Origin of the sequence: Bordetella muralis, from assembly GCF_965139205.1 — a bacterium.
Lineage (GTDB): Bacteria > Pseudomonadota > Gammaproteobacteria > Burkholderiales > Burkholderiaceae_B > Bordetella_A > Bordetella_A muralis.
In genome coordinates this window covers 57666-84414 of sequence record NZ_CBCSIU010000001.1, presented here as the reverse complement: position 1 = coordinate 84414, position 26749 = coordinate 57666, and the positions used below count along the sequence as shown (strand labels likewise).

Here is a 26749-nt window from a genome sequence, read left to right as displayed (position 1 = left end):
ATGAGCCGATCCATTCCCCACCTCAAGTCCCAGTTCTTGCAGCGTTTATCCGAAATCGTCGGAGAGCCGGGACTCGTCAGCGACGCGCAGCAGAAAGACGATCACGACACTGACTGGCTGAAGAAGTGGCACGGCCGCAGTTGCGCGGTGGTGCGTCCAGAGAGTACTGAGCAGGTCGCACAGGTGATGCGGCTCTGTCACGAAACACGCATTCCCGTAGTGACTCAGGGAGGCAATACGGGAATGAGTGGCGGGGCCACGCCTGATGACAGCGGTGCGCAGTTGATCCTGAGCACGTCGCGGCTGCGGCGCATCAGAGAAGTCGATCCCTTGAACAATACGATCACCGCTGAGGCAGGGGTGTTGCTCGCACATGTTCAAGAGGCGGCTCAGGAGGTGAATCGCTATTTCCCTCTCAGCCTGGGGTCCGAGGGCAGTTGCACCATTGGGGGCAACCTGGCGACCAATGCCGGGGGTGTTGCGGTACTGCGTTATGGCAATACCCGCGACCTGGCGCTGGGACTGGAGGTCGTACTGCCCGATGGCCGCATCTGGAATGGTCTGCGTGCATTGCGTAAAGACAATACCGGCTATGCGTTGAGAGACCTGTTCATCGGCTCGGAGGGAACGCTCGGCGTGGTGACCGCCGCCGTACTCAAACTGTTTCCGCGACCCGTGGCCCGCGTGGCGGCGTGGGTCGGTTGCGATAGCATGGAAAACCTGTTGGCCTTGCTGGCACTGAGCCGAGATACCTGCGGCGACCGCCTTGTCGCGTTCGAGATGCTGACGCAAGCCTCGGTGGATCTCATCATGCAGCACATCACGGATGCAAGACAGCCGTTGGCGAGTGCGCATAAATTCCATGCTCTGGTCGAGCTGGCCGATACTCGCGAGAGTGGCTTGGCAGAAATGCTGGAAGGGACGCTCGAGCGGGCCATGGCCGCTGGCTATGTCGAAGACGCCGTTGTCGGGCTCAATATTGCACAACGGCAGGCATTCTGGAAAATCCGTGAGGGAATCTCGCAGGCGCAGGTCCGGGCTGGCAAGGCGATCAAGCACGATATTGCTTTACCCATATCGAAGTTACCTCGATTCGTGGCTGATGCGGACGCCGCCGTGAAAAAGGTCAAGCCCGACGCTTGCATCATTAATTTTGGACATATGGGCGATGGCAACTTGCATTTCAATGTGCTGATGCCGCTAGACACGCCCGCGGCTGAAATGTCGCAAGCCGTGAGGCTGCTCAATCGCGTTGTGCATGACCTCGTCCATGAGGCCAATGGCAGTATCAGCGCCGAACATGGCGTCGGGCAATTGCGGCGCGATGAGCTGCGTAACTACAAATCCTCCGTCGAGCTGGATCTGATGATGCAGCTCAAGCAGTCTATGGATCCGAACCAGATCATGAACCCTGGGAAGCTGCTTTGAGCATTGCGGCTCAAACATCAGGGCATGAAATTTTTTCGCAGTACTGCACGGTTTTTTTCAACGTCGTGCATTTTTTTAAATGAGATAAGTATGAGTAATAGCAGACACTTGGGAATCGCCGTTGCCCAGATGGGGCCGGTGCATTTGGACGATAGCCGTGCCGCCGTGGTAAAGAGACTCGTCGAAATGTTGAACGAGGCCGCCTCCAGAGGAGCGAAGCTCGTTGTTTTCCCGGAGCTGGCCCTGACCACCTTCTTTCCGCGTTACTGGATGACCGAGGAAGAGGCCGTCGAACGTTTTTTTGAACGGTCCATGCCGAACAAGGATGTGCAGCCGCTATTCGATGCTGCGAAGGCTCGGGGCGTCGGGTTCTATCTGGGATATGCAGAACTGACTCCCACCGGCCAGCGCTTTAACACCAGTATCCTGGTCGATGCGAACGCCAACGTCATCGGAAAGTATCGCAAGATCCACTTGCCAGGGCATTCCGATCACAAGGTGGATGCACCGTTTCAGCATCTGGAGAAGAAATTCTTCGAGGTGGGCGACGTGGGTATTCCGGTATTTGAGGCATTCGATACGCGCGTTGGCATGTGCCTGTGCAACGATCGCCGTTGGCCCGAGACCTGGCGCGTGATGTCGCTGCAGAGTGCAGAGGTCGGGGTATTGGGCTACAACACGCCGTCTGTCAACATTCATTGGAATGAGCCTGTGCATTTGCGCATGTCGACTCATCTGGTGTCGCTGCAGGCCAGTGCCTATCAGAATGCAATGTGGATCGCCGCCGCCGCCAAATGCGGATCGGAAGATGGGCATCACATGATTGGCGGCTCCGTTATTGTCGCGCCGACCGGTGAAATTGTTGCACGCGCCATATCCGAGGACGACGAGGTCATTGTGACCTCGGCAGATCTGTCGTGGGTCGAGAATTTCCGTAATCACGTCTTCAATTTCGCCAAGCATCGCCGCCCGGAGCACTACAAAATCATTGTAGAGCGCACCGGTGCGGGCGAGCCTTTGCCGATTCCAAAGATCTGATCTGCACGTCTTTGAGGCCGGCGAATCCGTGTTTCGCCGGCCAGGCAAAAAAGGGAAATAAATGAGTCAATACAATACCTCGGGTACCGAGGCCTTGAGTGCCGCCCCGGCATCTCACGATGCCGACACTCAAAATGATGGGGCGCGCAACAGCCCGATGCGGGCACTGATCGCGGCCGTCTCCGGCTATGCCATGGATGGCTTTGATCTCCTGATCCTCGGGTTCATGCTGAATGTGATTGGACTTGAGCTCGGCTTGACCGAAGCACAAAGCGGGTCGTTGGTCACCGCGACGCTGATCGGCGGGATTTTTGGCGGAATCGGTTTCGGTATCCTCAGCGATTACTACGGTCGAGTCAGGGTGTTGACGTACACCATCCTGATGTTCGCGATATTCACAGGCCTTTGCGCCTTGGCCGTTGGCTACTGGGACTTGATGGCGTATCGATTCCTGGCGGGGCTTGGTCTGGGCGGCGAATTCGGTATCGGTATGGCGCTGGCTATCGAGGCATGGCCGGCAGAGAAACGTGGCCGTGTGTCGTCGTATGTGGGAATGGGATGGCAACTGGGGGTGCTGGGGGCGGCGGTATTGACGCCATTGCTCTTGCCGCACATCGGGTGGCGCGGCATGTTTGTTGTGGGGCTCTTTCCTGCAGTGGGATCGTTCATCATTCGCAAAGTCATTGGCGAATCCGAGATCTTCCTGCGCTCTACAAAGAAGAAAAAGCGCGAGTTCCCGATCAAGACATTGTTCCGTGATGCTGAGACGACCAAGCGCAGCATCGGCGTGATCATTCTGTGTTCGGTACAGAACTTCGGGTACTACGGACTCATTGTCTGGATGCCGGCCTATTTGTCGAAGATGTTCGGCTATAGCCTGGCAAAATCCGCCGTGTGGACGGGGGCATCGATCATCGGGATGCTGGTGGGTATCTGGATCTTCGGCCAATTGGCGGATCGGATCGGCCGGCGCCCCACGTTTGTCGGTTATCAGATCGGTGCGCTTGTCATGGTGTTCGTTTATTCGACCCTGACCTCGCCGGAGGCATTGTTGATCGGTGGGGTGGTGATGGGCGTGTTCGTCAACGGCATGATGGGCGGGTACGGCGCGCTCTTGGCAGAGCTCTATCCGACTCACGCGCGGGGGACTGCCCAAAACGTGCTCTGGAGCATCGGGCGGGGAGTGGGGGGCTTCAGTCCGTTGGTGATTGGCGCTCTGGCCTCCTATTATTCGTTTGGGATTGCCATCGCCGCATTGGCCATGATTTATCTGATCGATATCTTTGCCACGATCTGGCTGATTCCCGAGTTGAAAGGGGCGGAGCTCGAATAAGCCGCGCGACCATCGCTGTGGCGCTACAGCGATGGTCAAACCATCAGTTCATTCCACCATTGGCCCGCAGCGTCTGCCCGTTCACCCATGAACCCTGCGGGCTCGCGAGAAACGATACGACGTTGGCAATGTCTGCCGGTGTGCCCAGCCGCTCCATCGGATTCAGTTTGGCCAGCCGCTCGATCAGCTCGGTGGATTTGCCGTCCAGAAACAAGTCGGTCGCAGTAGGGCCGGGAGCCACGGCATTGACCGTGATCGACTTCCCCCGTAACTCTTTAGACAGCACGCCAGTCAGGGTTTCGACCGCGGCCTTGGTGGCGGCGTAGACGCCATAACCCTCTTGTCTCAGGCCGATGACGCTGGTCGAGAAGTTGATGATGCGTCCGCCCTCGCGCATGCGCCGTGCGGCCTGGCGCATGGCGTTGAAGCTGCCTTTCAGATTGATGTTGATCAGGCGATCGAACGCAGCATCGTCAAACTGCGCGATGGCCGATAGATGCATAACGCCCGCGTTGTTGACCAACACGTCGATGCCGCCGTAGCGGGCCTCGGTGGCATCGAACAACTGTTCGACTGCGGCGTTGTCGCTGACGTCGGCTTGCAGGGCGTGGGCCTCGCCGCCTGATGCGCGGATACGTTCCACGACTTGTTCCGCATCGTCGCGCCGACCGGCGTAATTGACGGCCACCGCGTAGCCGTCAGCTGCCAGGCGCTCCGAGATGGCGGCACCGATGCCGCGGGATCCTCCTGTGACCAGGGCGACTCGCAAGGGGGAAGGGGCGTTCATGTTGATGTCCTTGGTTATCTGCCGGAATGGCGTAAAGAGACTTTATTCGTTATTTTTAGTTGGATAATCTGGCCAAATTTGCATGGACTATTCAAGGATTTGAATAATGGCGGGGTTTAAAGTCGGGCGATAGCCTGGCCGATGCGCGTTTACCCCGAAACCTGGAATGCGCTTTCCCGATGATTCTCGTGCAAGGCGATCGACGATTGGTGTTATTCAATCAACATCATGATCCCCTCGGAGGACCTACCGGTGGACTCCCTGGCCCCCTACGATGTGACTGTCCGTTGCTGCACCGTTGCAACGACCGTTTTCGAGCCGCCGGGCGGGCGGCGTCAATCTATATCGAGGGAATCATCATGAGTCAGCGTATCAACGCGTTTGCGCAATCCCCTGAGTTGTTCAAGAAATTCGTCGAGTTTGGCATGCTCGTGAAATCCGGCTCCATCGAGCACGAGATCCTCAATCTGGTCGATATCCGTGCGTCGCAACTCAATGGCTGCGGGTTTTGCCTCGATATGCACGTCAAGCAGGCCAAGATCCAGGGCGAACGCGAGCTGCGTCTGCACCACGTTGCCATTTGGCGCGAATCTACATTGTTTTCGCCGCGTGAACGCGCCGCGCTGGCATGGACCGAGGTACTGACCCACCTGCCTGCACAGGGCGTGCCTGCCGATATCTACGAGCGCGTGCGTACGCAGTATTCGGAAAAAGAGCTGACGGAGCTGAGTTTCGCCATCATGGCGATCAACGGCTGGAATCGTCTGAACGTGGGATTCCAGACGGTTCCGGGTTCAGCGGACAAGGCCTATGGCCTGGACAAAGCCAATCTGAGCTAAGGAATTCATCATGAAAATCCTGGTCATTGGTGGTACGGGCCTGATCGGCTCCAAACTGGTCGCCATCCTGCTTCAGCACGGCCATAATGCCATCGCGGCATCGCCGGCTACGGGAGTGAATACGATCACTGGCGAAGGCCTGGCCGAGGCGCTCAAGGGTGTGCAAGTCGTCGTAGACGTGGCGAATTCTCCGTCGTTCGAGGACAAGGCTGTGCTGGAGTTTTTCGCCACGTCAGGGCGGAACCTGCTCGCTGCCGAGGCCGAGGCTGGCGTTCGCCATCACGTGGCGCTGTCGGTGGTCGGTACGCATCGACTCGCGGAAAGCGGCTATTTCCGCGGCAAGATCGCCCAGGAAAAGCTGATCAAGGCCAGCGGCATTCCGTACACGATCGTCCATAGCACGCAGTTCTTTGAGTTCTTGGGCGGTATCGTGCAGTCCGGCGCCGAAGGCGATCATATTCGTTTGCCTGCGGCCTACGTGCAGCCTATTGCGTCGGACGATGTGGCCAGGGCGATGGCAGACGCCACACTGGCGGCACCGGTGAACGGGACCATTGAAATCGCCGGTCCGGAAAAGGTGCGCATGGCCGCATTGGTCGAGCGCTATCTGGCCAATACAGGTGATGCTCGTTCGGTCATTGCGGATCAGCAGGCCCGTTATTTCGGCGCACTGTTGGAGGACGATACGCTCGTACCAGTTCGCAATCCCCATTTGGGGGCGATTAATTTCGATACGTGGTTTCGCCGATCACGAGCCACGTTGTAAGTCGATCGGCAGGAGTGGTGGAGGTGATAGCATCCGTTGTCGCCTCCATTCTCAGATCTGAAATGAGACAAGTATGAGCAAATTGCAGCCCCCCCCGTTAACTTTATTAGATAAATATCGTGGGGACGATTTCCAAGCTGTCTATACCGCCAATGTCACCGTACACGGGGGCGAAGTAGAGCATGGCCGGGCGTCGGGCGTTGCTCGTTCCGACGATGGTGCTTTGCAGGTGGAATTGCGCCTGCCGACTGAACTGGATGGTCCCGGAGGCGGGACAAACCCGGAACAGCTGTTTGCCGCTGGTTATGCGGCCTGTTTTCATGGCGTACTGAGTTTGCAGGCAATGAAGGCGGGTGTGATGTTGCGTGACGTAGAGGTCAAAGCGTCAGTGAGTTTCGGCCGCGATCCGGTTGACGGCTTGCATGCGCTGACTGCGCACATCCATGTGCATTTACCAGGCCTGGACAAGGCTGCGGCACAGGAGCTGGTGAGAAATGCCGAGCGCCTATGCCCCTATGCCAAGATGGCACGGCAAGGCATACATAGTGTCGTTACGGTGAATGATCCGATTTAGCCTTTGAGCAGGTAGTTGTCTACGCTCAACAGATCCAGGGCGCGGATTTGGGCGGTCATGTAGTCAATGAAGACGCGAATTCGGCCGGGCAGGTGTTGCCGGCTCAGATAACACAGGTAATGGCCCCGATCATCGGGCGCGTAGTGCGGCAGGCAGGGGACGAGCGTGCCCTGTCTCAGGTATTCGATTACCTGATAGCCTGCCATTTGGGCGATTCCCTGTCCTTCGAGAACGGCTTGCAGTATGAGATCAGCGTCGTTGAACGAGAGCATGGATTGTGGCGTGAATTTGCGCGCCAAGCCATTTACTTTGAATTCCCAGTCATAGAGCCGCCCCGACGGCAACCGGAAATTGATGCAGCAATGCCGGGCAAGATCATCTATTTCTGCGGGCATGGAATGCGTTGCTATATAGCTGGGAGCGGCGCATAACAGCATCTGCATCGGGACGATCTGTTTGGCGATGACCTGACTGTCCTCCATGCGGCCATCACGGAACGAGACGTCGATCCGGTTACCCGTGAAATCAGTCGGTCCATCATCCAACAGCAACTCTACAGAAATGTCAGGATAGGCCGTGCGAAACCCCTTCAATAATGGCGCCACGATTTTTCGTCCGAAACCGGCGGTGGCGTTGACGCGCAGATGTCCTGCCGGAGGGCCTTCTCGCAGTTCCCGCATGTCGTCCAAGGCCTGCACGATATGTTTGACCCCTGTATGACAGTTTTCATAGAATCGTTCGCCTTCGCGGGTCAGCGAGGTACTGCGCGTGGTGCGCAGGAACAACCGTGTTCCCAGCTGGTCTTCCAGCTTTTGTACGCTGCGGCTGACGGCGGAGCGTCCGATGCCGAGGCGGTCGCCGGCTTTGGCAAAATTGCCTTCCGATGCCACCGCGATAAAAGCGACGACGCCCGCGTAGCTGGTCGCGAAGCTGTAGGCCAGCGAGTCGGCACCGGTACCCGATGCAGCGATCGCAGAACTGTCGACGGATCTGCCCGATAGTCCGTCGTTAGGGGAGGCTGTGTTTTCCATATCCCTAAGACGTGCGGGCTATCGAATTTGTGACGTTACTTTTGAAAAAATGCTCAAAATGAGCTTCATGTTCGGGTATACCCTATATAAAGGCCGCCGATCGCCACTCGGGAGGTGGCGCCTGAGGGGTTATTGCACAGGTATCAGTGCCGGGGCGCCTTGTTCTTTGATCAACACCACAACGAATTTGGCCGGCTTGGTTTTGCTGGCATTGCGTCCGACGGTGTGGAGATCATTGGGGCCTTCGTAATACGTCTGGCCCGGGGTCAGGGTCACTTCCTTTTCGCCTTCGACCTGCATCACGATGCTGCCTTCGAGGACATAGACAAACGCGTGTGCGTCGTGACGGTGGATAGGGTCGGCTGCGCCGGGCGGGTAATCGACCGTAATCATCAGCGCCTCTTTACCCGGGAGGTCGGGCAAAGCCTTGGTCATCAGCGGCGTAACAACGGGTTCAGGCACGCCGGCGCTATGGGCCCCGTGAGGCGATGCGGCGACTGCGATAGTGGTGACCAGAGCGCTGGCGGCGCTCACGAGTAGTCCGTGCTTGAGAATATTGCGCATGACCTGTCCTTGTGCTGGTTGGGGAACAGGTCCATCGTAGGGCGGCGGGCGTTGCGCCGGTAGATAGGCGAAAGGGATCACGATGTTGCCCGGACGGCACCAATGTCCGGGTTCAGATCGCCACGGCGCCGCGGGTTAGTTTGGGGAGTACGAGGCGGCGATGCGCGCGAGTTTGTCCGGATTGCGCTGGACGAGCACGCGGGTGATGCGTTGTCCGTCGGTCTCATAGGACTGTACGGATTCCAGCGCGCCCTGGATATAGCGCAGCAGCGTCCATTGCCCGTTGACGAGTGCGACCTCCACTCGCAGCGCATCGCGATAGCGCCGCTGACCGGCGTAAAACAACTGGGCCAGGCGCTTGCCGCCCACCAAGCTGGAAAAGCTGGGCACCTTGCCGCCGCCGTCGCCGATCAGTTCCGCGTCGTCACTGAGCAGCGCGTACAGGCTGTGGAAGTCGCCGCGCTGCATGGCATTGGCAAAACCTAGCATCAGGCGATGATGCGTTTCGCGGGATACCTTGTGGCGGGGAGGCGATTGTTGCAGTTGTTGTTTGGCACGCCGAACCAATTGACGGCAGGCGGCCTCGGTCTTGTCCAGGGCTTTGGCGATATCTTCGTAGTCGACGTCAAAGACCTCGCGCATCAGGAAAGCCGCGCGGGCCTCGGGGGACAAGCGTTCGAGCATGAACAGGAACGCGACCGAGACGTCGTCCGCGAACTCGTGGATTTCCTCGGGAGTGGAGGGCGGCGCCATCAAGATCGGCTCCGGCAACCAGACACCGGTGTAGTTTTCCCTTTGGGCCTTGGCCGTGCGCAGGCTATCGATGGATAGCCGGGTGGTGACGGTGACCAGCCAGGCTTCGGGGTTGTCCAGGGTCGAATGATCGACTTCGTGCCAGCGCAGCCAGGCGTCCTGGACGATGTCTTCGGCGTCGGCGACAGAGCCCAGCATGCGATACGCGATCGCCAGTAGACGGGGGCGATGACGATTGAACAGACTGGTGGAGTCGGTCATGGAGAGAGGGCGCGCCGCCGGAGCATGAGTGGGCTGGAACGGGCGTTATTGTGCGGTTTCCCTCCGGAAACGGCAAGTATGTCTCCAGCAACTCTCATTTCACGACGGTTCGTCCTGGGGGACCGGGAACCGCCCTGGTCGCAGGCGGATCCTTATGCTTGAGGCCGAAGTATCAGTGTTCGAGGAATTCGCGCAGGCTGTCTACGCCAATTTGCGTTTTCCTGAGTGCTCTGGCTACCATGGCGCGTCGCCAGTAGCGATACACAATGTAGAGCGGTAAAGCGGAACCGATGATCACCAGTGCGCGCCAGCCTAGCTCGGACAATAGCGCAAAGATTTCCTCGATCTGGGATGCAAAAACTCCCCCGATGATCAGTCCGGACGATGCCCATAGGGCGACGCCCGCACAGTCGTGCCACAGGAAAGATCGCAATCTGACGGCCATGGCGCCGCAAAGAGGCACAGACACCAGCGACAGCCCGGGGATGAAACGGGCGACGATGAGCAGCCGCACACCCCATCGGCTGAAGAAGTTTTCGGTCCGGGCGATGCAGGTTTCGCGGGAAAGGGAAAGGCTGCAAACGGTGTACAGCGTGCGTTCTCCGTATCGCTTGCCGCCGTGAAACCAGACCAGATCGCCCAGAATCCCGCCTGTAACCGCCGCGCCCAATATGATGGCCAACTGTGGCAACATGGCCGTCACGGTCGGTGACGCAATGGCACTGCTGGCGCCGATGGTGATCAAGGTAGGAATCACCGGCAGGGGCAGGCCTAGAGAGGCGCCAAGCACGTTGAGAAAGACAACGAGGACGCCGTAGTGCGCGATGATCTCATGCGACACCATCATGGTCTCCTTTGACGAATGTCTGTCTACAGGAGCAAATCGTATCGAAGGCAAACGCAGGACAGTAGCCCTGATGAGGGACGCGTCGTGTTGCTCAGGCGGCAACAATCCGTATTGGCGATGAAGACCGGATAGCTGTCATGTGCGTAAATCAGGTTGCCCCAGGGGGTTTCCGGGCTTTTCGCAGCAATACCCATCCGCCGATGATCAATGCCAACCCGGAAATCAGCATGGGCAACCCGAAAATCAGGGACCAGAAGAAGAGCGCGACGCGGCCGTCATTGCCTCCCTCTCCTCTGAGTTCGCCGGTGTCCATCATCAGTATGGCAGCGAGCAGACCGAGTAGCAGTGCGATGCCGAGAGGGATGCAGCCTCGACCGAGCAACTGATACAGGTTTGTGCTGCGCAAGAGGAACGCGGCGACGGCGATGGCGACCAGCAATGACAGGACCGATGCGCCTATCAACACGCCGTTGATGGCGTCGGGATTCGTCGTGGCAGTGTCCGTGCCAAATAGGCCGAACAGGGCCGGGCTGATGAAGCCATAGCTCGCACGTCCGACAAACAGGCCAAACAGGATGCTGGCAATCCATTTGAGTGAGGTAGGGATCATGCGTGGGTTCGGGTTGTAGGCTCTGTGGCCGAGCATACCCGGTTTTCGGTAATTCAATTTTTATATCACCGCATACGCTCTTCGCATTGGACGAGTGCGGGGCAAAGGTGTTCAATCTATCAAAATCCACCCGGGCGTCCGCTCGGTCAGATCCACAAACGAGACGAGAGTTACATGAGTCAGGCCCCTACCGCGTTGCGTGCCGCCCTGAACGGGATTTCCGGCATTCTGGTGACCCCTTTTGACGATGCCGATAAACTGGCGCCTGCGCGATTGGCGCCCATTGTGGATCGTGCAGTCAATGCAGGGGTGCATGTGCTGGTGGCCAACGGGAATACCAGCGAGTTTTATGGCCTGACGACTAACGAAGCCGAACAAATGGTGCATGCGGCGGCTGAACATGTTGCCGGCCGCGTGCCGCTGTTGGCCGGGGTAGGGCGCAGTCTGCATGACGCGATTGCCTTGGCGCGCGCATCGCGTGCCGCGGGGGCAAGCGCACTGATGGTGCATCAGCCGCCAGATCCCTTTGTGGCCCCGCGTGGCGTGGTGCAGTATGTCACGCGTATCGCCGAGGCGGGCGACGGCCTGCCGTTGGTGCTGTATCTGCGCGATGACGGGATCGGGCTGGACGCGGTAGAGGAGCTTTGCGCCATCCCTGGCGTTGTCGGCGTGAAATGGGCTTCGCCCACACCGTTGCGTCTGGCGGAAATCATCGAGCGCACGCGTGAGCGCGATCTGGCCTGGGTCGGCGGCTTGGCCGAACATTGGGCGCCGCCATTCTATGCGGTCGGCTCGCGTGGTTTTACCTCGGGCCTCATCAATGTGCTGCCCGAGCGCTCGGTCGCGATTCATGCCGCGCTGGAGGCAGGCGACTATCCGCGTGCCATGGAGCTGATTCGCAGCATGGCCGAATTCGAGGCGTTGCGCGCATTGGAGCGCAACGGCACCAACGTGACCGTGGTCAAGCGTGCATTGCAATTGATGGGCAATGACTGCGGTGCCGTGCGGGCGCCGGGTGCCTGGCCCCTTTCTACCGAAGCCGACGATACGCTGCGCCGCCTGCTCGGCCAGTGGGGCTTGATCTAATTTCCGTGTTTTTGATGTTCACGCCGGCCTGAAATTCTACAGGCCGGGCGTGATAGTGCGCCTGTCTTTTGATACAGGCGTGGCGTACTGCTGCGCGTCGCTGCCGTGCGACCAGAAATCCAATCATAGGAGTAGGAGACTTCATGTCTGTTTTTTCTCATACTGCCCGGATAGCGCGTCTGGCGGCTGCTTTTGTTGTTGCTGCCGTTGGTGCCAGCGTTGTTCCTGCTGTTGCCGCTGATTTTTCCAGTCAACCTCTCACTATCATCGTGCCTTATGCGCCGGGCGGCTCGTCGGACGCGATTGCCCGCCATTTATCGCAGCCGTTGAGCGACGCGTTGGGCACCACGGTGATCGTGGACAATAAGGCGGGCGGGAACGGCGCGATCGGCGCGACACAGTTGGCACGTGCCAAGCCAGATGGCCATACGATTCTGATCGGTGCCTTGGGCGTGTTGGCCATCAATGAGGGCTTGTATCCAAATCTGAGCTATTTGCCGCGCAAAGATTTCGACATGCTCACCATTGCGGTACGTACGCCGAACGCCTTTGCGGTGACGCCGACGTCTTCTGTTCAGACCTTGCCCGAATTGATCGAGCATCTCAAAGCAGAAAAGGGCAATGTGCCGGTTGCAACATCGGGTTCCGGATCGAGCGAGCATCTGACTTTGGCGCTCTTTTTGCAGAATAGCGGGACGCAGGCAATTCATGTGCCGTATAAGGGCGGCGGGCCGGCGATCACCGATACGATGGCAGGCCATGCCGAGGTCCTGGTGTCGAACCTGGGCGCTGTAGCGCCGCACATTCAAGCCAAGCGTTTGCGTTTGATTACGGTGACAGGAGCGGAACGATCGGCATTGTTCCCGGATGTGCCGGTGCCAGGCGAAGCGGGCGTGCCTGGCATGGACGTGTATTCCTGGCAAGGTATTGCCGCACCCAAGGGCTTGCCGCCTGAGGTCAAGGAAAAACTGGTGGCTGCCCTGCATAAGGTGCTGACGTCCGCGGAGTTTCGTCAGAAGATGTCGGGCCTGGGTTTTGAAGTGGTAGCCGACGGGCCTGATAGCGCGACCCAGTTTCAGATCGCAGAAGCCGAGCGTTGGAAGAAAGTCATCCAGGACGGCAATATCACCGTTGACTGATCCTGCGGCTCAGTTGAGTCCACCCTGCTCGATGAGCAGGGCCCGCATGCGTTCCATCGCCGGATTGGCGATGGTTCCGCTGCGCCGCCAGACGAGATGCATCTCGGCACGGATGTGGTCTGGCAGATTGATGTCGCGCACGGTTATGTTATCCAGACGCATGAGCGCCGTCGATGCCGGTACGAGCGCCAGGCCTATCCCCGCGTTGACCAGTGCAATCATGGAATGTGTGTGCCGCACATGTTGCATAAAGCGCGGCGCGACGCCGGTCTCGTGAAATAGCGCCTGCAGCATTTCATGAAAGTAACGGCCATCACCCGGCTGATACATGATGAATGGCTCACCGTGCAGATCACCCAATTGCAGGGCTCGCCGGCGACGGACCAGGGGGTGGGCGCGAGGCAGCACCAGTGACATGGGTTCACGCACGACACAGGTCATTTCCAGGCCCTGCAAATCGGCGGGCAAGCGGATGAGCCCCAGATCGATGCGTTCGGTGCGCAGTGCCTCTAACTGATCGTCGGACACCATTTCGCGTAGTTCGAGATCAATGTCCGGTAATTGCTGTTGCGCAGCCGCCACCACGCGGGGCAGCAAGTCATAATTGGCACCGGCCGAATAACCCAGAACGACGCGCCCGGCTTCGCCTTGCAAGGCATAGCGGGCCTTGCTGGTCGCTGTGACGCAGCGCTGCAGGATATCGCGCGCTTCGGGTAGAAATGCCCGTCCGGCTGCGGTCAGACGTACGCTGCGCCGAGTGCGTTCGAGCAAGGGGGTGCCCAGTTCGTGCTCCAGCTGACGGATTTGCCGGCTCAGAGGCGGCTGCGTCATGTTCAGGCGCTCGGCCGCCCGACCGAAATGCAATTCGGTCGCGACTTCGACAAAGCAACGCAGTTGGCTGAGCTGGAACATGGCATAGGCGAAGCAAAAGCGTTATGTTAGCTAACTTTGAGGAATCGCCTCCCTTGGCAAGTGCCACAGGTTCCACAGGTTTCGGCAACAACCGCCGCTGTTTCCCTCTATGTCGCAATCAGTTCATAACCCTTCGCACGTCGCATCAGATCCCATTCTTTCCTCCAGTACAGGCAAAACGGCACTCGTGCTGCGGTTACGAGAACTACATAGTTCTCGGCTGACACCGGTCACGCTTGATGTGATGGCGGGGGAGTGTGTTGCCATCGTCGGCCCGTCGGGCTCGGGCAAATCTTTGTTGCTGCGCCAGATCGCCGATCTGGATCCTGGACAAGGATGTGCCGAGGTGGATGGCCGGGATCGTATGCAGATGCGTGGTTTTGAATGGCGGCGCCAGGTGGTGTATTGCCAGGCCGAGGCGGGTTGGTGGGATGACGCGGTCGCGGCACATTTTGCAGATCTGGATGCCGCGCGAGTCCTCGCACAACGATTGGGTTTGTCTGCCGACAAGCTCGATGCGCAGGTGCGGGAGCTGTCGACCGGCGAGAGGCAGCGGTTAGGGTTGATGCGAGCTCTGTTGTTGCAGCCGCGCGTGTTATTGCTGGACGAACCCACGGCAGCCCTGGATGAGCAGGCGACGGCGTTGGTCGAGCAAGAGTGGCAGCGCCGTATGCAGCAGGGCGCAAGTATTGTGCTGGTGACGCATAACATGGAGCAAGCCCACCGTATGGGTCATCGGCGATTCCGTATGGACGCAGGCAAACTGGAGGCCCTATGAACGTGATTCCGTTGCACGCATCGGACTTGCTGATCGCGTCCTGTCTGGTCGTGTTGTGCGCGCTCGTGTCGTTTGTTTTACGGTTGAATCTGCAGCGGCAGATTCTCTGGGCGGCGATTCGTACGGTGTTGCAACTGTTGCTAGTCGGACATTTGTTGCGTGTGGTCTTTACGCATGCCAATCCCTGGCTGACGCTGCTGATTATTGCCGTGATGATGGCGCTGGCGATTCGAGAGGTCGCGGCCCGGCCCAAAGCTCGCCTGAAACAGCATGGCAATCTTGTGATCAGCGCCGTCGCGGTGGCAGCGGCGACGTTGATCTGCGTGTTTTTCATCACGAATACCGCCGTACAACCGACACCTTGGTATGACCCGCGTTACGTCGTGGCGCTGGTGGGGATCGTGCTGGGCAGTGCGCTGAACGCGGCGAGCCTGGCGCTGGATGCCGTCTTGTCTGGCGTGAGAAGAGAACGCTTGGCGATCGAGGCCCGCTTGTCGCTGGGGGCCACGGTGCGCCAGGCGTTTTCCAGCTTGCTGCGCGAATCCGTACGCCGCGGCATTGTGCCCAGTATCAATCAGATGGCTGCCGCGGGGATTATCACGCTGCCCGGAATCATGACTGGGCAGATTCTCGCGGGCATGGATCCGACGGACGCTGCCAAATATCAGATTTTGTTGATGTTTCTACTGTGCGGAGCGAGCAGCATGGCTGCCATGGGGGCCGCTTATGGGGCGGTGCACCGTTTGACAGACGAACGGGGACGCTTGCGTCTGGATCGGTTCCGGCAAGAGAGCTGACTCGGCGTTTAGGTATTTGTTATCGACCTCGCGTCATAATGCACGCATTCATTGTGCAGGCGCCGCTCTCTCTGACACCCAAGGACGCGCCAATTTTTCGCCCCTATCATGCAAATTGAGAATGTCGATATGGAGCCCAGGCCGAGCGCATGGAGCTTATTCCTGATCTTTTCTCGTATCGGATTGTCGAGTTTTGGCGGTGGGCTGAGCGGGTGGTTTTATCGCGAGTTCGTCCAGGACAGGAAATGGATGAGCGAAGAGGAGTTCCTAAACGGATTGGCCTTGTCTCAGGCCTTGCCGGGTGTCAATGTCAAGAACATGGCGATCTGGATCGGCTACCGATTGGCCGGTGCGCGGGGGGCCGTGGCGGGTTTCATGGGAATCATCGTTCCCCCGGCGATTTTCATTATCTTGCTGGCGACGGTGTTTGCCGCGCTGACCGGATATTCCATCACGAATATTGCCTTGGCAGGCGCAGCGGCGGCCGCGATCGGTCTGTCCGCCAGTATGGCGATCACGACGGCGATCCGGGTACCCAGGCGGGTTTTGCCATGGATTTTCGTCGTGACCACATTTGTCGCGGTGGGAGTACTGCAATGGCCGCTGCTGTGGGTAGTGCTAGGCGAAGGTGTCCTGAGTGTTGGCATTGAATATGCCCGTCTTTTAAGACAGGAGGCCTGAGATGGGCAATATCCAGTGGACACTCTGGGGGGTGTTCGCGCCGCTTTCGCTCGTGACGATCGGGGGAGGGCAGGCGACTGTGGCCGAGATTCACCGGCAAGTGGTCGATGTGCATCAGTGGATGACGGCTCAGGAGTTTTTGAATACGTTTGCGATTGCCCGGCTCGCGCCCGGGCCGGGTTCGTTGCTGGTGACCTTGATAGGTTGGAATGTCGGGGGATTTTGGGGAGCGGTAGTCGGGACTATTGCGATTTTCGGACCGACTGCCTTCTTGATCTATGCCGTGGCGTATGTATGGCGACGGCATCAGGGCGCGCGTTGGCAATTGGCATTGGAGGCCGGACTGCGTCCCATCGCCGCGGGTATGATTCTGGCGGCAGTATACGTATTGTTCATGTCGCTGGAGGGCGGCTGGTGGGCGCGCGCAATTGCCGTGACGGCCACGGCGTTGATGATGCGCACGCGATTGAATCCATTACTGTTGATCGCATGCGGCGCCGCTGTGCTGAGTGCGGCGCATATGGCAGGATGGGTGTAGCACGAGATCCGAGGCAGCCTGTGGGGTCTGCCTCGGGTGTCGATGTTTGATGGAAGAGCGGTCGTTGCACGCTTCGATCATCGGCAAGGTCGATCAGGCGATACGCAACGTGACGTCAATATTGCCGCGAATCGCCGCCGAGTATGGGCAGGTCTGGTGGGCCGTATCGACGAGTTGTTGCTTTTGAGCGGAATCCAGGCCGGGCAAATCAATGGTCAGCGTGACGGCCAGCGCGTAAGCATTGGTGGCTGTTTTTCCCAGCGACACTTCTGCGTCGATGGCGGAGTCTGCCGGAAATTTGATGCCCAGCCTGCGTCCGGCCAGTTGCATGGCGCCGATGAAGCATGCTGAATAACCGACGCCGAACAATTGCTCGGGATTGGTGCCAGGCTTGTTCGAGCCCGGGGTGCTGAGTTTGACGGCCAAGGCGCCGTCGCCGGCGCTGCCGCTGCCTTCGCGGCCGCCAGTGGTGCGGGTGTTCGCCGTGTACAGGACCTGTGCAAGCTGTTGGGTCATGATGGATCTCCTCAAGAGAAAAATGAACGATTGAATCGAGCCATCATTTCAGCCTGCTTGTGTATCCGCAGTGTGTCTCGGTGAGGATGGTTTTGTATGGCAGTGTTTATGTACAGCTGAGCGGAATGTTTGACATGGGCGCCTCGGGAGCGAGGAAATCCGAAAGAACGTCATCGCGGATACGGACGATTCGAGGGTCGCTGCGGTTGCGGATGAGCGAGCGGCACGGGAACGATGCGGCGGATGCGGCTGCATGATCACGACGCGATTGCCTAGAAAGAGTGAGGGCTGAACGATGTGCAGACTAAGGACGGCGCGTTGGAAGATAAGCCCCCGAATGATGCAATTGGACTTCGGCATGCTCGATGGCTTTGATGGCGCCTTTGCCTTTCTTGGCGAGCAGTTGTTCGAGCAGGGCCTCGGTCAAGGCCGTGGCGGCGGTGGTGGACGGAAAAAACGATGGGCTGTCCGTGGAAAACAAAAGCGTGCAATCCGCATCCAACGCGATGGGAGAGACCTTGCTGTCCGTCACGGCCACGAGCTTGCAACCTGTCGCACGAGCGGTGCGTGCAATCTGGCTGATTTCTTGTGAATACGGGGCAAAACTGATCAGGACCATCGCATCGTTGGCGGTCAGCGAACGAAGCTCTAATTCGAGCGTGCCGGCGTCGCCGCGGATGAGAAATGTGCTGCCGCGAAACAGTCGATAGACATAGTGAAAACCGAATGCAATGGGATAGCTCGCGCGAAAGCCGGCGATATATACGTTTGCGGCACGCGTCAGCAGCTCTGCGGCGACGGGCAGGGTCTCGGTGTTCTGGGCGCTGGTGTTCTCAAGGTTTTTGAATTGTGTGGCCAGCATTTCGGCCTGCAGCCGTGATGCCTTGCCAGTGCCGATGATTTTGCGGGCGCGCTCGGCATAAGGCTGGGAGCTGCCGTGAAGGGCATCGACAAAGAGTTCGCGCAGGTCTTGCCAGCCGGAATAGCCCAGGTGTTGAGCCAGTCGAACGAGCGTGGCCGGCTGCACGCGAGCCTCCGCGGCGATTTTGCGCATCGACAGGATAGGGACGTTGCGCGGATGGTTGAGCAGATAACGTGCTGCCTTTTGAAACTGCGGGGTGAGTGCGGAGAACACCTGACGTAGGTGGTCAATCAATTGATCGAGCGATTCGGGCGGGGGTGGGCTATCGGAATGCATAGTTGGAATGCCGTGGGTTTGAAACGATTGTTGCATAAGTGCGTCGCCGTTGCATATCGGTAGGCGTGGCGCGGGAGCCATGCGTAGAATTGGCGATGGTGATGATTCGTTTGTTCCCTTTTTTGGTATTTATGAAACAAGTGTTGCTTCGGCGGAAAAGAATCCATATACTGACTGAACGACGCTATCGTCAGCCGCTACCGTTTTCCCCTACAAAGAGACTTGACCATGACGCACGTTTTCCATCGTCAGCCCAAACAAAAACTCCCTGTTGCTGTTGGCGGAAAAGGGATAGAACTGTTCGATCAGGATGGCAAAAGCTATATCGACGCATCGGGCGGGGCGGCGGTATCTTGCCTCGGCCATGGCCACCCTGTTGTGATCGATGCGATCAAACGGCAGGTGGAGTCGCTGGCCTATGCACACACGTCGTTCTTTACGACCGAGGTGGCGGAAACCCTGGCCGACAAATTGGCCCAGTCTGCGCCCGGGGATTTGAACCATGTGTATTTTGTCTCGGGGGGATCGGAGGCGGTCGAGGCGGCGTTGAAGCTCGCGCGTCAATATTTTGTGGAAATCGGCCAGCCGTCGCGCCGTCATTTCATTGCGCGGCGCCAGAGTTATCACGGCAATACGCTGGGAGCGCTCGCGATAGGCGGTAATGCCTGGCGGCGCGAGCCGTTTTTGCCATTGCTGGTGCCGGCGCATCATGTGTCGCCCTGCTATCCCTACCGCGAACGCAGGGAGGGCGAGAACGATATGCAATATGCCCAACGGCTGGCCGACGAGCTGGAGGCCACGATTCTGGAGCTAGGCCCCGATACGGTGGCAGCCTTTGTCGCGGAGACGGTGGTAGGCGCCACGGCGGGTGCGTTGGCGCCGGTAGGGGACTATCTCAAACGTATTCGCGCGGTGTGCGATAAGTACGGGGTGTTGCTGATCCTGGACGAAGTGATGTCAGGAATGGGACGTACGGGATACCTGTTTGCCTGCGAAGAAGACGGTGTGGTGCCGGATCTGATCACCATCGCCAAGGGCTTGGGAGCAGGATATCAGCCGATCGGCGCGACCTTGTGTACCGACCGTATCTATGACGCCATTGTGGCCGGCAGCGGCTTCTTTCAGCATGGGCATACCTATATCGGTCATGCGACGGCATGTGCGGCATCGCTGGCGGTGCAGCGTGTGATTCAAGAAGATAATCTCCTGGCCAACGTCCTGGCTCGAGGCGAACAACTGCGTGCAGGACTCAGGGCCGCGCTGGCAGATCATCCGAATGTCGGGGACGTGCGTGGACGGGGCTTGTTTGTAGGCGTCGAGTTTGTGGCGGATCGCAATACCAAAGAGACGCTGGACCCTGCCCAAAAGACCCATGCCCGACTCAAGGCGACGGCCAAGCAGAACGGCCTGCTGGTGTATCCCATGGGCGGGACGGTGGATGGCGTCCGGGGTGACCACGCACTGTTGGCGCCGCCGTTTATCTGCACGCCTGCAGATATTGATCAGATCATTGACCGGTTTGCGCAATCGGTGCGCGAAGTCCTGCCGGTGGCGTGACACATAGACAGCGTATGGGCGGGCAACCCTCGGATGCATCGAGTTGGTGCATCCGAGGGTTGCGCTGAGGCGCGCAGCGTGAGCCTTCAGGCGGTCGGGTATGCTTTCGCCATGACGAGAAATGTTCAATCTGCTGGCGTATTTGCGTTGCTGATGGCAGCGACCCTGCCAGCCATATCCCAAGAGCAAGAATTCGACCGCTATGGTCACGCGTTGATTCAGGATAAACACGGCTGGGTCTATGTCGATCGGGATCAGCGCCCTGTATTGCGGCCGTATATCTTCGATAACGGTCCGGATTACTACGAAGAAGGGCTGGCCCGCTTTGTCGATAACGGCAAAATGGGCTTTCATAACGAGGCCCTGCACGTGGTGATTCCGGCGGTGTACGATTTTGTCTTTCCATTCGAGAACGGAGCAGCCCAAGCGGGGACCGACTGCACCTTCCATCGCGCGGCTGAGCACTCGAGCGTATCTTGCCAGCAATGGAAAACACTTCGCAATCCGATGCGTCCCGCAGGCGCCAGATAGCGGCTCAACGTCCAGGCAGTCCTGGGCGCGTGTATGCGCGATGGGCGCGGAACGCCGGATTGCTGCGTTGCACGATTCCTTGATTTGATAGTGAACACGAGTACACTCGGCAAACATCTTTCGTAGTCGATGTCTTTGCCGAACAAGGAGCTCGTATGGCTAGTCTGACGATCAATGGCAAATCCCAAGAGGTAGACGTTCCCGATGATATGCCATTGTTATGGGTGATTCGCGACCGGCTGGGGATGACCGGCACTAAATTCGGGTGTGGCATGGCCATGTGCGGCGCCTGTACGGTCCATCTGGACGGACAGCCGATACGCTCCTGTATTACGCCGGTCGCCGCTGCGGCCGGCAAGCCGATCACCACCATCGAGGCGATCGGCGATGATGCCGTAGGCAAAGCTGTCAAAGAAGCCTGGGTAGAGGTCGGCGTGCCGCAATGCGGGTACTGCCAGTCGGGCCAGATCATGTCTGCGACCGCGTTGATCAAGGGCAACCCTAAACCTACCGATGAGGACATCGACGCCGCCATGAGCGGCAACATCTGCCGCTGCGGTACCTATCCGCGCATCCGGGCGGCGATCAAGGAAGTCGCCATTAAACAGGTCGCCAGCACGGGAGCCGCGAAATGAACCAGTTTGCACATTTGATGGCACAGCCGTCCGGGGCGATGGCTGATATGGCTCGTGCAGATCAGCTGGCCTCGCCGGGCCGGCGCGATTGGATGAAAGCCGCAGGCGCGTTGACCGGTCTGGTGCTGATGGTGGGCGCGGGCGGCATGGTGCGCGCTGCCGAGGCGGCTAAAGAGGAAAAAAAGTACGGTGCGGACGGCATGCCGCACGGTACGGTGGATGATCCTCTGGTGTTCGTATCGATCGACAAGGATGGCATTGTCACGATCATCGCGCATCGCGCCGAGATGGGTACCGGGGTACGGACGGGCTTGCCGATGGTGGTGGCCGATGAGCTCGAAGCTGACTGGAGCAAAGTCCGCGTGATCCAGGCGCCAGGCGATGAACCGCGCTATGGCAACCAGGATACGGATGGTTCGCGCAGTACGCGGCATTTCTTTCAGCCCATGCGGCGTGTCGGTGCGTCAGCGCGAGCGATGTTGGAGATCGCGGCGGCCAAACAATGGAATGTGCCTGTGACCGAGGTCGTGGCGCGCAATCACGAAGTCCTGCATGAGGCCTCCGGGCGCAAGCTCGGTTATGGCGAGCTCGCCGAGGCTGCTGCCGCGCTGCCGGTACCTGCCACAGACACATTGCGGTTGAAAAAGCCAGAGCAGTTCCGCTATATCGGCAAGCAAAGCACGCGCAGCGTCGATATCCAGGACGTTGTTTCCGGCACGACGCATTTCGGTATCGATACCCGGCTGGATGGCATGTTGTATGCCGCGGTCGCACGGCCCGCGGTATTGGGCGGCAAGGTCAAGAGCTACAAGGCCGATGCGGCCATGAAAGTACCGGGTGTGCTCAAGGTCGTAGAGATTCCTGCGGGTCCGATCCCGCCTGTGTTTGCCGCATTGGGCGGCGTGGCCGTTGTCGCGGCCGATACGTGGGCGGCGATGAAAGGGCGCAATGCCCTCGAAATCGAGTGGGATGATGGCCCTAACGCCAGCTACGATTCGGAGGCATTTCGCAAGACCTTGAGCGAGGGGGCGAATAAACCTGCCCCGGCGGTGCGCAATGACGGCGATGCCATGAAAGCCCTGGAGGGCGCCGCACAACGCATTCAAGCGGAATATTACCTGCCTCATCTGGCGCATGCGACCATGGAGCCTCCTGCGGCGACGGCGCGCGTGGCCGACGGCAAGTGCGAGGTCTGGGCCTGTGTGCAGTCGCCGTACGGCACGCGCGAGAACGTGGCCAAGCAACTGGGCCTGGATATCTCGGCCGTCACGGTTCATCAAACGCTGTTGGGTGGTGGCTTTGGGCGCAAGTCCAAGTCGGATTACGCCGTCGAAGCGGCGTTGTTATCGCGTGCCATGGACGGCAAACCGGTCAAGGTCACCTGGTCGCGCGAGGATGACATCACCAACGATTATTTCCATACCGTATCGGTCGAGCGCCTGGAGGCAGGTGTCGACGCCAACGGCAAGGCTGTCGCATGGCTGCATCGTACTGCCGCGCCGACCATAGGTTCGACCTTTGTCGCGAATGCGCAGGGACAGCAGCCTTTCGAGTTGGGTATGTCGGCCGTGAATATTCCGTTTGATATTCCGAATTTTCGGGTCGAGTCGGTGCCGGTCCCTGCCCATACGCGTATAGGCTGGTTCCGGTCCGTGTCGAATATTCCGCACGTTTTTGCGGTGCAGAGTTTCGTCGCGGAAATGGCGCATGCGCTCAAACGCGATCCGAAGGATTATTTGCTGGAGCTCATCGGTCCTGCGCGCAAGATCTCTCCGCCAGATATGTCCGACAGCTGGAACTATGGCGAGTCGCCTGCGATTTATCCGCTGGACACGGGCCGTATGCGGCATGTGGTCGAGGTAGCCGCCAAAGCCGCGGGCTGGGGGCGCCAGTTGCCGGCCGGCCGTGGGCTGGGCTTGGCGGTGTCATATAGCTTTGTGACCTATGTGGCCACGGTGGTAGAAGTCGAGGTCGGCAAGGATGGCAGTCTCACCGTGCATCAAGTGGACGTAGCGGTCGACTGCGGTCCGCAAGTCCATCCCGATCGGGTGCGTGCCCAGGTGGAAGGAGCATGCATCATGGGGCAAAGCCTGGCTACGCGCAGTGAGATTTCGTTTGCAAAGGGCCGCACCAACCAGACGAACTTTCACCAGTATGAGGTTACGCGTATGTCGGAGGCGCCGCGGGCGATCAAGGTGCATCTTGTTGAGCACGGCTTCGATGTGCCCTTGGGCGGCGTAGGCGAACCGGCTGTGCCGCCGTTTGCGCCGGCCTTGTGTAATGCGATTTTTGCCGCGACCGGCAAGCGTATTCGCAACCTGCCGATCCGGGATCAGCTCAAGGCATGACGTAGCAAATGCTTCGGCCCAGGCGATGTGCCCGGGCCGAAGTTCGCGTCACGATGGCGATCAGTTGACGTTAATGCCTTCTGCTTTCAGGATGGGCGTCCATTTGTTGATTTCGGATTGCACCCATTTTTTGAGGGATTCCGGGGTCTGACGATCCTCGGAGACGATTTCTGCTCCCAGGTCGGCCATCTTTGCAGTGAAGTCCGGCGACTTGAGTGCGGTCTTGAGTGCTTTATTAAAGATGGCGATGTCTGCGGCGGGCGTGCCCTTCGGCGCGTAAATGCCATGCCACACTTTTACCTCGAAATCCTTGAGACCTTGTTCGTTCAGCGTGGGAGCGTCCGGCAGTTTAGAGATACGGTTGAGTGTGGTGACGCCATAGAACTTGACGTTGCCTGCCTGGATGTGCGGGATGGTCTGCGTGGTCTGGTCGCACAGCACGTCGACTTGTCCGCCCAGCAGGGCCGACATGGCGGGGCCGGTGCCTTGGTACGGAATGGTGGTGAATTTCACGCCGAGTGCTTGTTGCAGCAGTGAGCCGCACAGCTGCGAGACTGCGCCCGGGCCGGCATTGGCCAGGTTGATCTTGTCGGCGTTGGCTTTGGCATAGGTGATGAATTCCGCCATGTTGTTGGCCGGGAAGTCTTTGCGAGCCAGCACGGTCATGGGAACATCAATGACTTCGCCGACGTACTCGAAACTTTTTAACGGGTCGTATTTCAATGCGGGATAGAGCGCGGTGGCGGTCGCCATGCCATTGTGGTGAATGAAATACGTATAGCCATCAGGCGCCGCATTGGCGACATAGTTGGCAGCGACGGTCCCGCCCGCGCCGGTGCGGTTTTCTACGACGATGGGCTGCTTGAGTATTTTGCCGAGTTCAGCGCCGAGCGAGCGGGCGACGACATCAGTGGGGCCGCCTGCGGCAAACGGAACGACCAGCGTGATGGGTCTGGAGGGGTAGTCCGCGGCCTGTGCGCTCGATGCGATGGAAAAGGAAAGCGCGAGCCCAGACAAGGCAATATTTATAGAGCGATGGAAAAGCATACTGTCTCCTGTTAGGGAGGCTATGTTTTCCGAACCGCTTCAGTTCAGCAATTTGATTTTTTGGAAGCAAGGGTTTGGAGCGAGGAAAGTCGGGTAAACCCTGGTACTGCATTGCGGAAAAATACAGCAAAAGCTATGGCTTTAATTGGAGCCATAAATATATTGCCGTGTTGGTGCCCTATTAAAGGAAAGAATTAAAAATAAGTGTCACAAATAGGCCTGACTTGGTACTGAAAAAGCACAGCCATCTGTCGGGATAGAGGCCATTGTGGAACGGCAGTATTGTTTCAATTTATTGAAATTACCTGTGCGGAATTTGTTCGAAGATTTTCTTATTTGTTAATGAATAGTAAGAAAAAACAGTAGCTGTTAGGTGTCATTGGGATGCGTGCCGGCTATGCCTAGAATCCGAATTCTCGGGGAGATAAGCGAAGTTGGCCTATTTTGGGCCCAGGGTAATCCCGGATATGAACGATAGCTATGGAATTTGCCGATATTCTGACCGCCCTCGATCCACGTCTGCCTTGCGGTGAAGACCTGGAGTACGACGCCGAGTTTCTGCAATTGCAGCAAGCTGCGGTCGAGCGTAGCGAGCAGCAATTCGGGTCGACGATCATCCCGGCCCAGCCGCCTGACTGGCGCGAAGTCGAAAGGCTGGCGCGCGGGTTATTGGATCGGACGCGCGACCTGCGCATCATGGGCTATCTGACGCAAGCCTGGACCGAAACTCGCGGTCTGCCGGGCTATGCCGACGGCTTGACGTTGGTGGCGGACACGTTGGAGCGTTATTGGGACGCGGTGCATCCTCGTCTGGATAGTGTGGACGATCACGATCCGATGCCGCGTATCAATGCGTTGGTATCGTTGGGTGACCATGCCGGTGGTGCACGGAGTGCACGTTCCAGCCGACTGGTCAATGGCGTGCACGGGCAATTGTCGTTGCGCGATGCCGAATCCTTGCTGGATGGCAGCCGTTCGGATCCGGATTTCTATCCGGGCGGCCGTACACGCCTGATCGAACATCTGCGTCAAGCATGGCTGCAGCAAGATGAGGATTTGATTGCCTTGTCGGCCGCCGTACAGGCGTTGCGCCGCATCCAGAATCAAGTCGCCGACAAGCTGGGGCAAGAATGGGTGCCGGATTACGTAGGCATCCTGCGGACACTGGATGTGGTGATGCAGGTCCTGGGTGATAACGCACCAATGAGTGGTGCGGGCCCATTAACTGGGGACGCAAGCGCGACGGCTCAGCCGGAGGCGGCTGTGCAGCCCTCTGCAGAGCTTGCATCATCGCCCGCTGCCACAGTGCCCGTGATGCGTTGGCAAGATGCCCAGATTCAATCACGCGAAGAAGCGGCGGCCATGTTGGCCAAGGTCTGTGCGTATTTTGAAGTGCATGAACCCAGCCATCCGGCACCGTATTTGATACGGCGGGCGCAGCAATTGATTTCCATGAGTTTTCACGACATTGTTAAAAATCTGGCGCCGCAAGGTCTTGAGCAGTTCGAGGCCTGGTTGCCCAGGGACGCCAATGGCGGACCTGGCAACTGAGGTGACGTAATGCAGGCACACATATAGCTGGACAGGAGAGCACACATGGTAACGACGACATTAAAGGGTAGCGGGCAGAAGTTCATCGCACGTAACCGAGCCCCGCGCGTGCAGATCGAATATGACGTGGAAATCTATGGTGCGGAGCGCAAGATTCAACTGCCTTTTGTGATGGGTGTGTTGGCAGATCTGGCCGGCAAGTCCGTGGAGCCTCAGCCTGATGTGGGCGAACGCAAATTTCTGGATATCGACATCGACAACTTCGATGAGCGCATGAAAGCCATTCAGCCGCGCGCAGCTTTCCAGGTGCCTAATACGTTGACCGGCGAAGGCCATCTGAATGTGGATATCACATTCGAGAGCATTGACGATTTTTCGCCTGCTACGGTGGCACGCAAGGTGGGCGCGTTGAACGAATTGCTGGAGGCCCGTACGCAGTTGGCGAATCTGCTGACCTATATGGACGGGAAAACAGGCGCCGAGGAACTGATCGGCAAGGTATTGAAGAACCCCGCTCTGATGAATGCGTTGGCTGCCGCACCGAATCCGGATGCGCCGACGACGGGCGCCGATACGTCCGAATCTGATCCGGCCGCGAAATAAA

The 26749-nt window shown here is 58.6% G+C and carries 28 protein-coding genes; 18 read left to right on the top strand and 10 right to left on the bottom strand.

Going from position 1 to position 26749, the window contains the following annotated elements:
• From ACNA0I_RS00350 to ACNA0I_RS00340, 3 genes are all read left to right on the top strand, one after another.
• Positions 1–1428 carry an FAD-binding oxidoreductase gene (locus ACNA0I_RS00350; protein WP_415804078.1) on the top strand — a complete coding sequence of 476 codons (1428 nt, stop codon included), beginning with the start codon at positions 1–3 and terminating at the stop codon, positions 1426–1428.
• 90 nt (positions 1429–1518) lie between these two features.
• Complete coding sequence (locus ACNA0I_RS00345) at positions 1519–2466, top strand: N-carbamoyl-D-amino-acid hydrolase (protein WP_415804077.1); 948 nt, start codon at positions 1519–1521, stop codon at positions 2464–2466.
• Between the two features lie 61 nt (positions 2467–2527).
• Complete coding sequence (locus ACNA0I_RS00340) at positions 2528–3799, top strand: MFS transporter (RefSeq protein WP_415804076.1); 1272 nt, start codon at positions 2528–2530, stop codon at positions 3797–3799.
• Positions 3800–3842: 43 nt separating this feature from the next.
• Here the strand turns inward: ACNA0I_RS00340 and ACNA0I_RS00335 are convergent, their stop codons facing one another.
• Complete coding sequence (locus tag ACNA0I_RS00335; protein ID WP_415804075.1) at positions 3843–4586, bottom strand: SDR family oxidoreductase; 744 nt, start codon at positions 4584–4586, stop codon at positions 3843–3845.
• Positions 4587–4945: 359 nt separating this feature from the next.
• On the opposite strand from ACNA0I_RS00335, the gene ACNA0I_RS00330 reads away from it, so the two are divergent.
• The 3 genes from ACNA0I_RS00330 (at position 4946) to ACNA0I_RS00320 (ending at position 6765) form a co-directional block, all read left to right on the top strand.
• Positions 4946–5425: a carboxymuconolactone decarboxylase family protein gene (locus ACNA0I_RS00330; protein WP_415804074.1), complete on the top strand. Its 480-nt coding sequence runs from the start codon at positions 4946–4948 to the stop codon at positions 5423–5425.
• Positions 5426–5435: 10 nt separating this feature from the next.
• Positions 5436–6191, top strand: a complete 756-nt coding sequence (locus tag ACNA0I_RS00325) for an SDR family oxidoreductase (RefSeq protein WP_415804073.1) — start codon at positions 5436–5438, stop codon at positions 6189–6191.
• 73 nt (positions 6192–6264) lie between these two features.
• Complete coding sequence (locus ACNA0I_RS00320; RefSeq protein WP_415804072.1) at positions 6265–6765, top strand: Ohr family peroxiredoxin; 501 nt, start codon at positions 6265–6267, stop codon at positions 6763–6765.
• Here the strand turns inward: ACNA0I_RS00320 and ACNA0I_RS00315 are convergent.
• From ACNA0I_RS00315 to ACNA0I_RS00295, 5 genes are all read right to left on the bottom strand, one after another.
• A complete protein-coding gene (locus ACNA0I_RS00315) occupies positions 6762–7796 on the bottom strand; it encodes a LysR family transcriptional regulator (protein ID WP_415804071.1) in 1035 nt (344 codons plus the stop codon). The two genes, ACNA0I_RS00320 and ACNA0I_RS00315, sit on opposite strands and share 4 nt — an antisense overlap.
• Before the next feature lie 129 nt (positions 7797–7925).
• Positions 7926–8360, bottom strand: coding sequence for a cupin domain-containing protein (locus ACNA0I_RS00310; RefSeq protein ID WP_415804070.1), 435 nt, complete (start codon positions 8358–8360; stop codon positions 7926–7928).
• 135 nt (positions 8361–8495) lie between these two features.
• Entirely contained in the window at positions 8496–9374 is an 879-nt protein-coding gene (locus tag ACNA0I_RS00305) for an RNA polymerase sigma-70 factor (protein ID WP_415804069.1), read from the bottom strand.
• Between the two features lie 172 nt (positions 9375–9546).
• Positions 9547–10221, bottom strand: a complete 675-nt coding sequence (locus ACNA0I_RS00300; RefSeq protein WP_415804068.1) for a DedA family protein — start codon at positions 10219–10221, stop codon at positions 9547–9549.
• Between the two features lie 148 nt (positions 10222–10369).
• Complete coding sequence (locus ACNA0I_RS00295; RefSeq protein ID WP_415804067.1) at positions 10370–10831, bottom strand: hypothetical protein; 462 nt, start codon at positions 10829–10831, stop codon at positions 10370–10372.
• Positions 10832–11005: 174 nt separating this feature from the next.
• Here ACNA0I_RS00295 and ACNA0I_RS00290 point away from each other — a divergent pair, with 174 nt between their 5' ends.
• Both ACNA0I_RS00290 and ACNA0I_RS00285 read left to right on the top strand, forming a co-directional pair.
• Positions 11006–11917: a dihydrodipicolinate synthase family protein gene (locus tag ACNA0I_RS00290; RefSeq protein ID WP_415804066.1), complete on the top strand. Its 912-nt coding sequence runs from the start codon at positions 11006–11008 to the stop codon at positions 11915–11917.
• Positions 11918–12060: 143 nt separating this feature from the next.
• A complete protein-coding gene (locus tag ACNA0I_RS00285) occupies positions 12061–13056 on the top strand; it encodes a Bug family tripartite tricarboxylate transporter substrate binding protein (protein ID WP_415804065.1) in 996 nt (331 codons plus the stop codon).
• Positions 13057–13065: 9 nt separating this feature from the next.
• Here ACNA0I_RS00285 and ACNA0I_RS00280 read toward each other — a convergent pair whose 3' ends face one another.
• Positions 13066–13968, bottom strand: coding sequence for a LysR family transcriptional regulator (locus tag ACNA0I_RS00280; RefSeq protein WP_415804064.1), 903 nt, complete (start codon positions 13966–13968; stop codon positions 13066–13068).
• Between the two features lie 109 nt (positions 13969–14077).
• Here ACNA0I_RS00280 and ACNA0I_RS00275 point away from each other — a divergent pair, with 109 nt between their 5' ends.
• From ACNA0I_RS00275 to ACNA0I_RS00260, 4 genes are all read left to right on the top strand, one after another.
• Positions 14078–14746: an ABC transporter ATP-binding protein gene (locus ACNA0I_RS00275; protein ID WP_415804063.1), complete on the top strand. Its 669-nt coding sequence runs from the start codon at positions 14078–14080 to the stop codon at positions 14744–14746.
• The gene (locus ACNA0I_RS00270) at positions 14743–15543 is read left to right on the top strand and encodes an ABC transporter permease (RefSeq protein ID WP_415804062.1); all 801 of its coding nucleotides are present in this window, start codon (positions 14743–14745) and stop codon (positions 15541–15543) included. The genes ACNA0I_RS00275 and ACNA0I_RS00270 overlap by 4 nt, the downstream gene beginning before the upstream one ends.
• 108 nt (positions 15544–15651) lie before the next feature.
• Entirely contained in the window at positions 15652–16224 is a 573-nt protein-coding gene (locus ACNA0I_RS00265) for a chromate transporter (RefSeq protein WP_415804061.1), read from the top strand.
• A 1-nt stretch (position 16225) separates the two neighbouring features.
• Complete coding sequence (locus ACNA0I_RS00260) at positions 16226–16762, top strand: chromate transporter (RefSeq protein WP_415804060.1); 537 nt, start codon at positions 16226–16228, stop codon at positions 16760–16762.
• A gap of 93 nt (positions 16763–16855) precedes the next feature.
• Here ACNA0I_RS00260 and ACNA0I_RS00255 read toward each other — a convergent pair whose 3' ends face one another.
• Together ACNA0I_RS00255 and ACNA0I_RS00250 are read right to left on the bottom strand one after the other, a co-directional pair.
• Entirely contained in the window at positions 16856–17278 is a 423-nt protein-coding gene (locus ACNA0I_RS00255; protein WP_415804059.1) for an organic hydroperoxide resistance protein, read from the bottom strand.
• A gap of 304 nt (positions 17279–17582) precedes the next feature.
• Complete coding sequence (locus ACNA0I_RS00250; protein ID WP_415804814.1) at positions 17583–18476, bottom strand: MurR/RpiR family transcriptional regulator; 894 nt, start codon at positions 18474–18476, stop codon at positions 17583–17585.
• A gap of 228 nt (positions 18477–18704) precedes the next feature.
• Between ACNA0I_RS00250 and ACNA0I_RS00245 the strand changes: the two genes are divergently transcribed.
• The 4 genes from ACNA0I_RS00245 to ACNA0I_RS00230 all read left to right on the top strand — a co-directional run bounded on the left by ACNA0I_RS00245 (position 18705) and on the right by ACNA0I_RS00230 (position 23547).
• Positions 18705–20033 carry an aspartate aminotransferase family protein gene (locus ACNA0I_RS00245; RefSeq protein WP_415804058.1) on the top strand — a complete coding sequence of 443 codons (1329 nt, stop codon included), beginning with the start codon at positions 18705–18707 and terminating at the stop codon, positions 20031–20033.
• A gap of 111 nt (positions 20034–20144) precedes the next feature.
• Positions 20145–20564, top strand: coding sequence for a WG repeat-containing protein (locus ACNA0I_RS00240; protein WP_415804057.1), 420 nt, complete (start codon positions 20145–20147; stop codon positions 20562–20564).
• Between the two features lie 155 nt (positions 20565–20719).
• Complete coding sequence (locus ACNA0I_RS00235) at positions 20720–21199, top strand: (2Fe-2S)-binding protein (protein WP_415804056.1); 480 nt, start codon at positions 20720–20722, stop codon at positions 21197–21199.
• Entirely contained in the window at positions 21196–23547 is a 2352-nt protein-coding gene (locus ACNA0I_RS00230; RefSeq protein WP_415804055.1) for a xanthine dehydrogenase family protein molybdopterin-binding subunit, read from the top strand. The genes ACNA0I_RS00235 and ACNA0I_RS00230 overlap by 4 nt, the downstream gene beginning before the upstream one ends.
• Positions 23548–23607: 60 nt before the next feature.
• On the opposite strand, the gene ACNA0I_RS00225 is transcribed toward ACNA0I_RS00230, so the two are convergent.
• Positions 23608–24594 carry a tripartite tricarboxylate transporter substrate-binding protein gene (locus ACNA0I_RS00225; protein ID WP_415804054.1) on the bottom strand — a complete coding sequence of 329 codons (987 nt, stop codon included), beginning with the start codon at positions 24592–24594 and terminating at the stop codon, positions 23608–23610.
• A gap of 480 nt (positions 24595–25074) precedes the next feature.
• Here ACNA0I_RS00225 and tssA point away from each other — a divergent pair, with 480 nt between their 5' ends.
• The gene (gene tssA, locus ACNA0I_RS00220) at positions 25075–26145 is read left to right on the top strand and encodes a type VI secretion system protein TssA (protein ID WP_415804053.1); all 1071 of its coding nucleotides are present in this window, start codon (positions 25075–25077) and stop codon (positions 26143–26145) included.
• A 45-nt stretch (positions 26146–26190) separates the two neighbouring features.
• The gene (tssB, locus tag ACNA0I_RS00215) at positions 26191–26748 is read left to right on the top strand and encodes a type VI secretion system contractile sheath small subunit (protein WP_415804052.1); all 558 of its coding nucleotides are present in this window, start codon (positions 26191–26193) and stop codon (positions 26746–26748) included.
• The last annotated feature ends 1 nt before the right edge of the window (position 26749 follow it).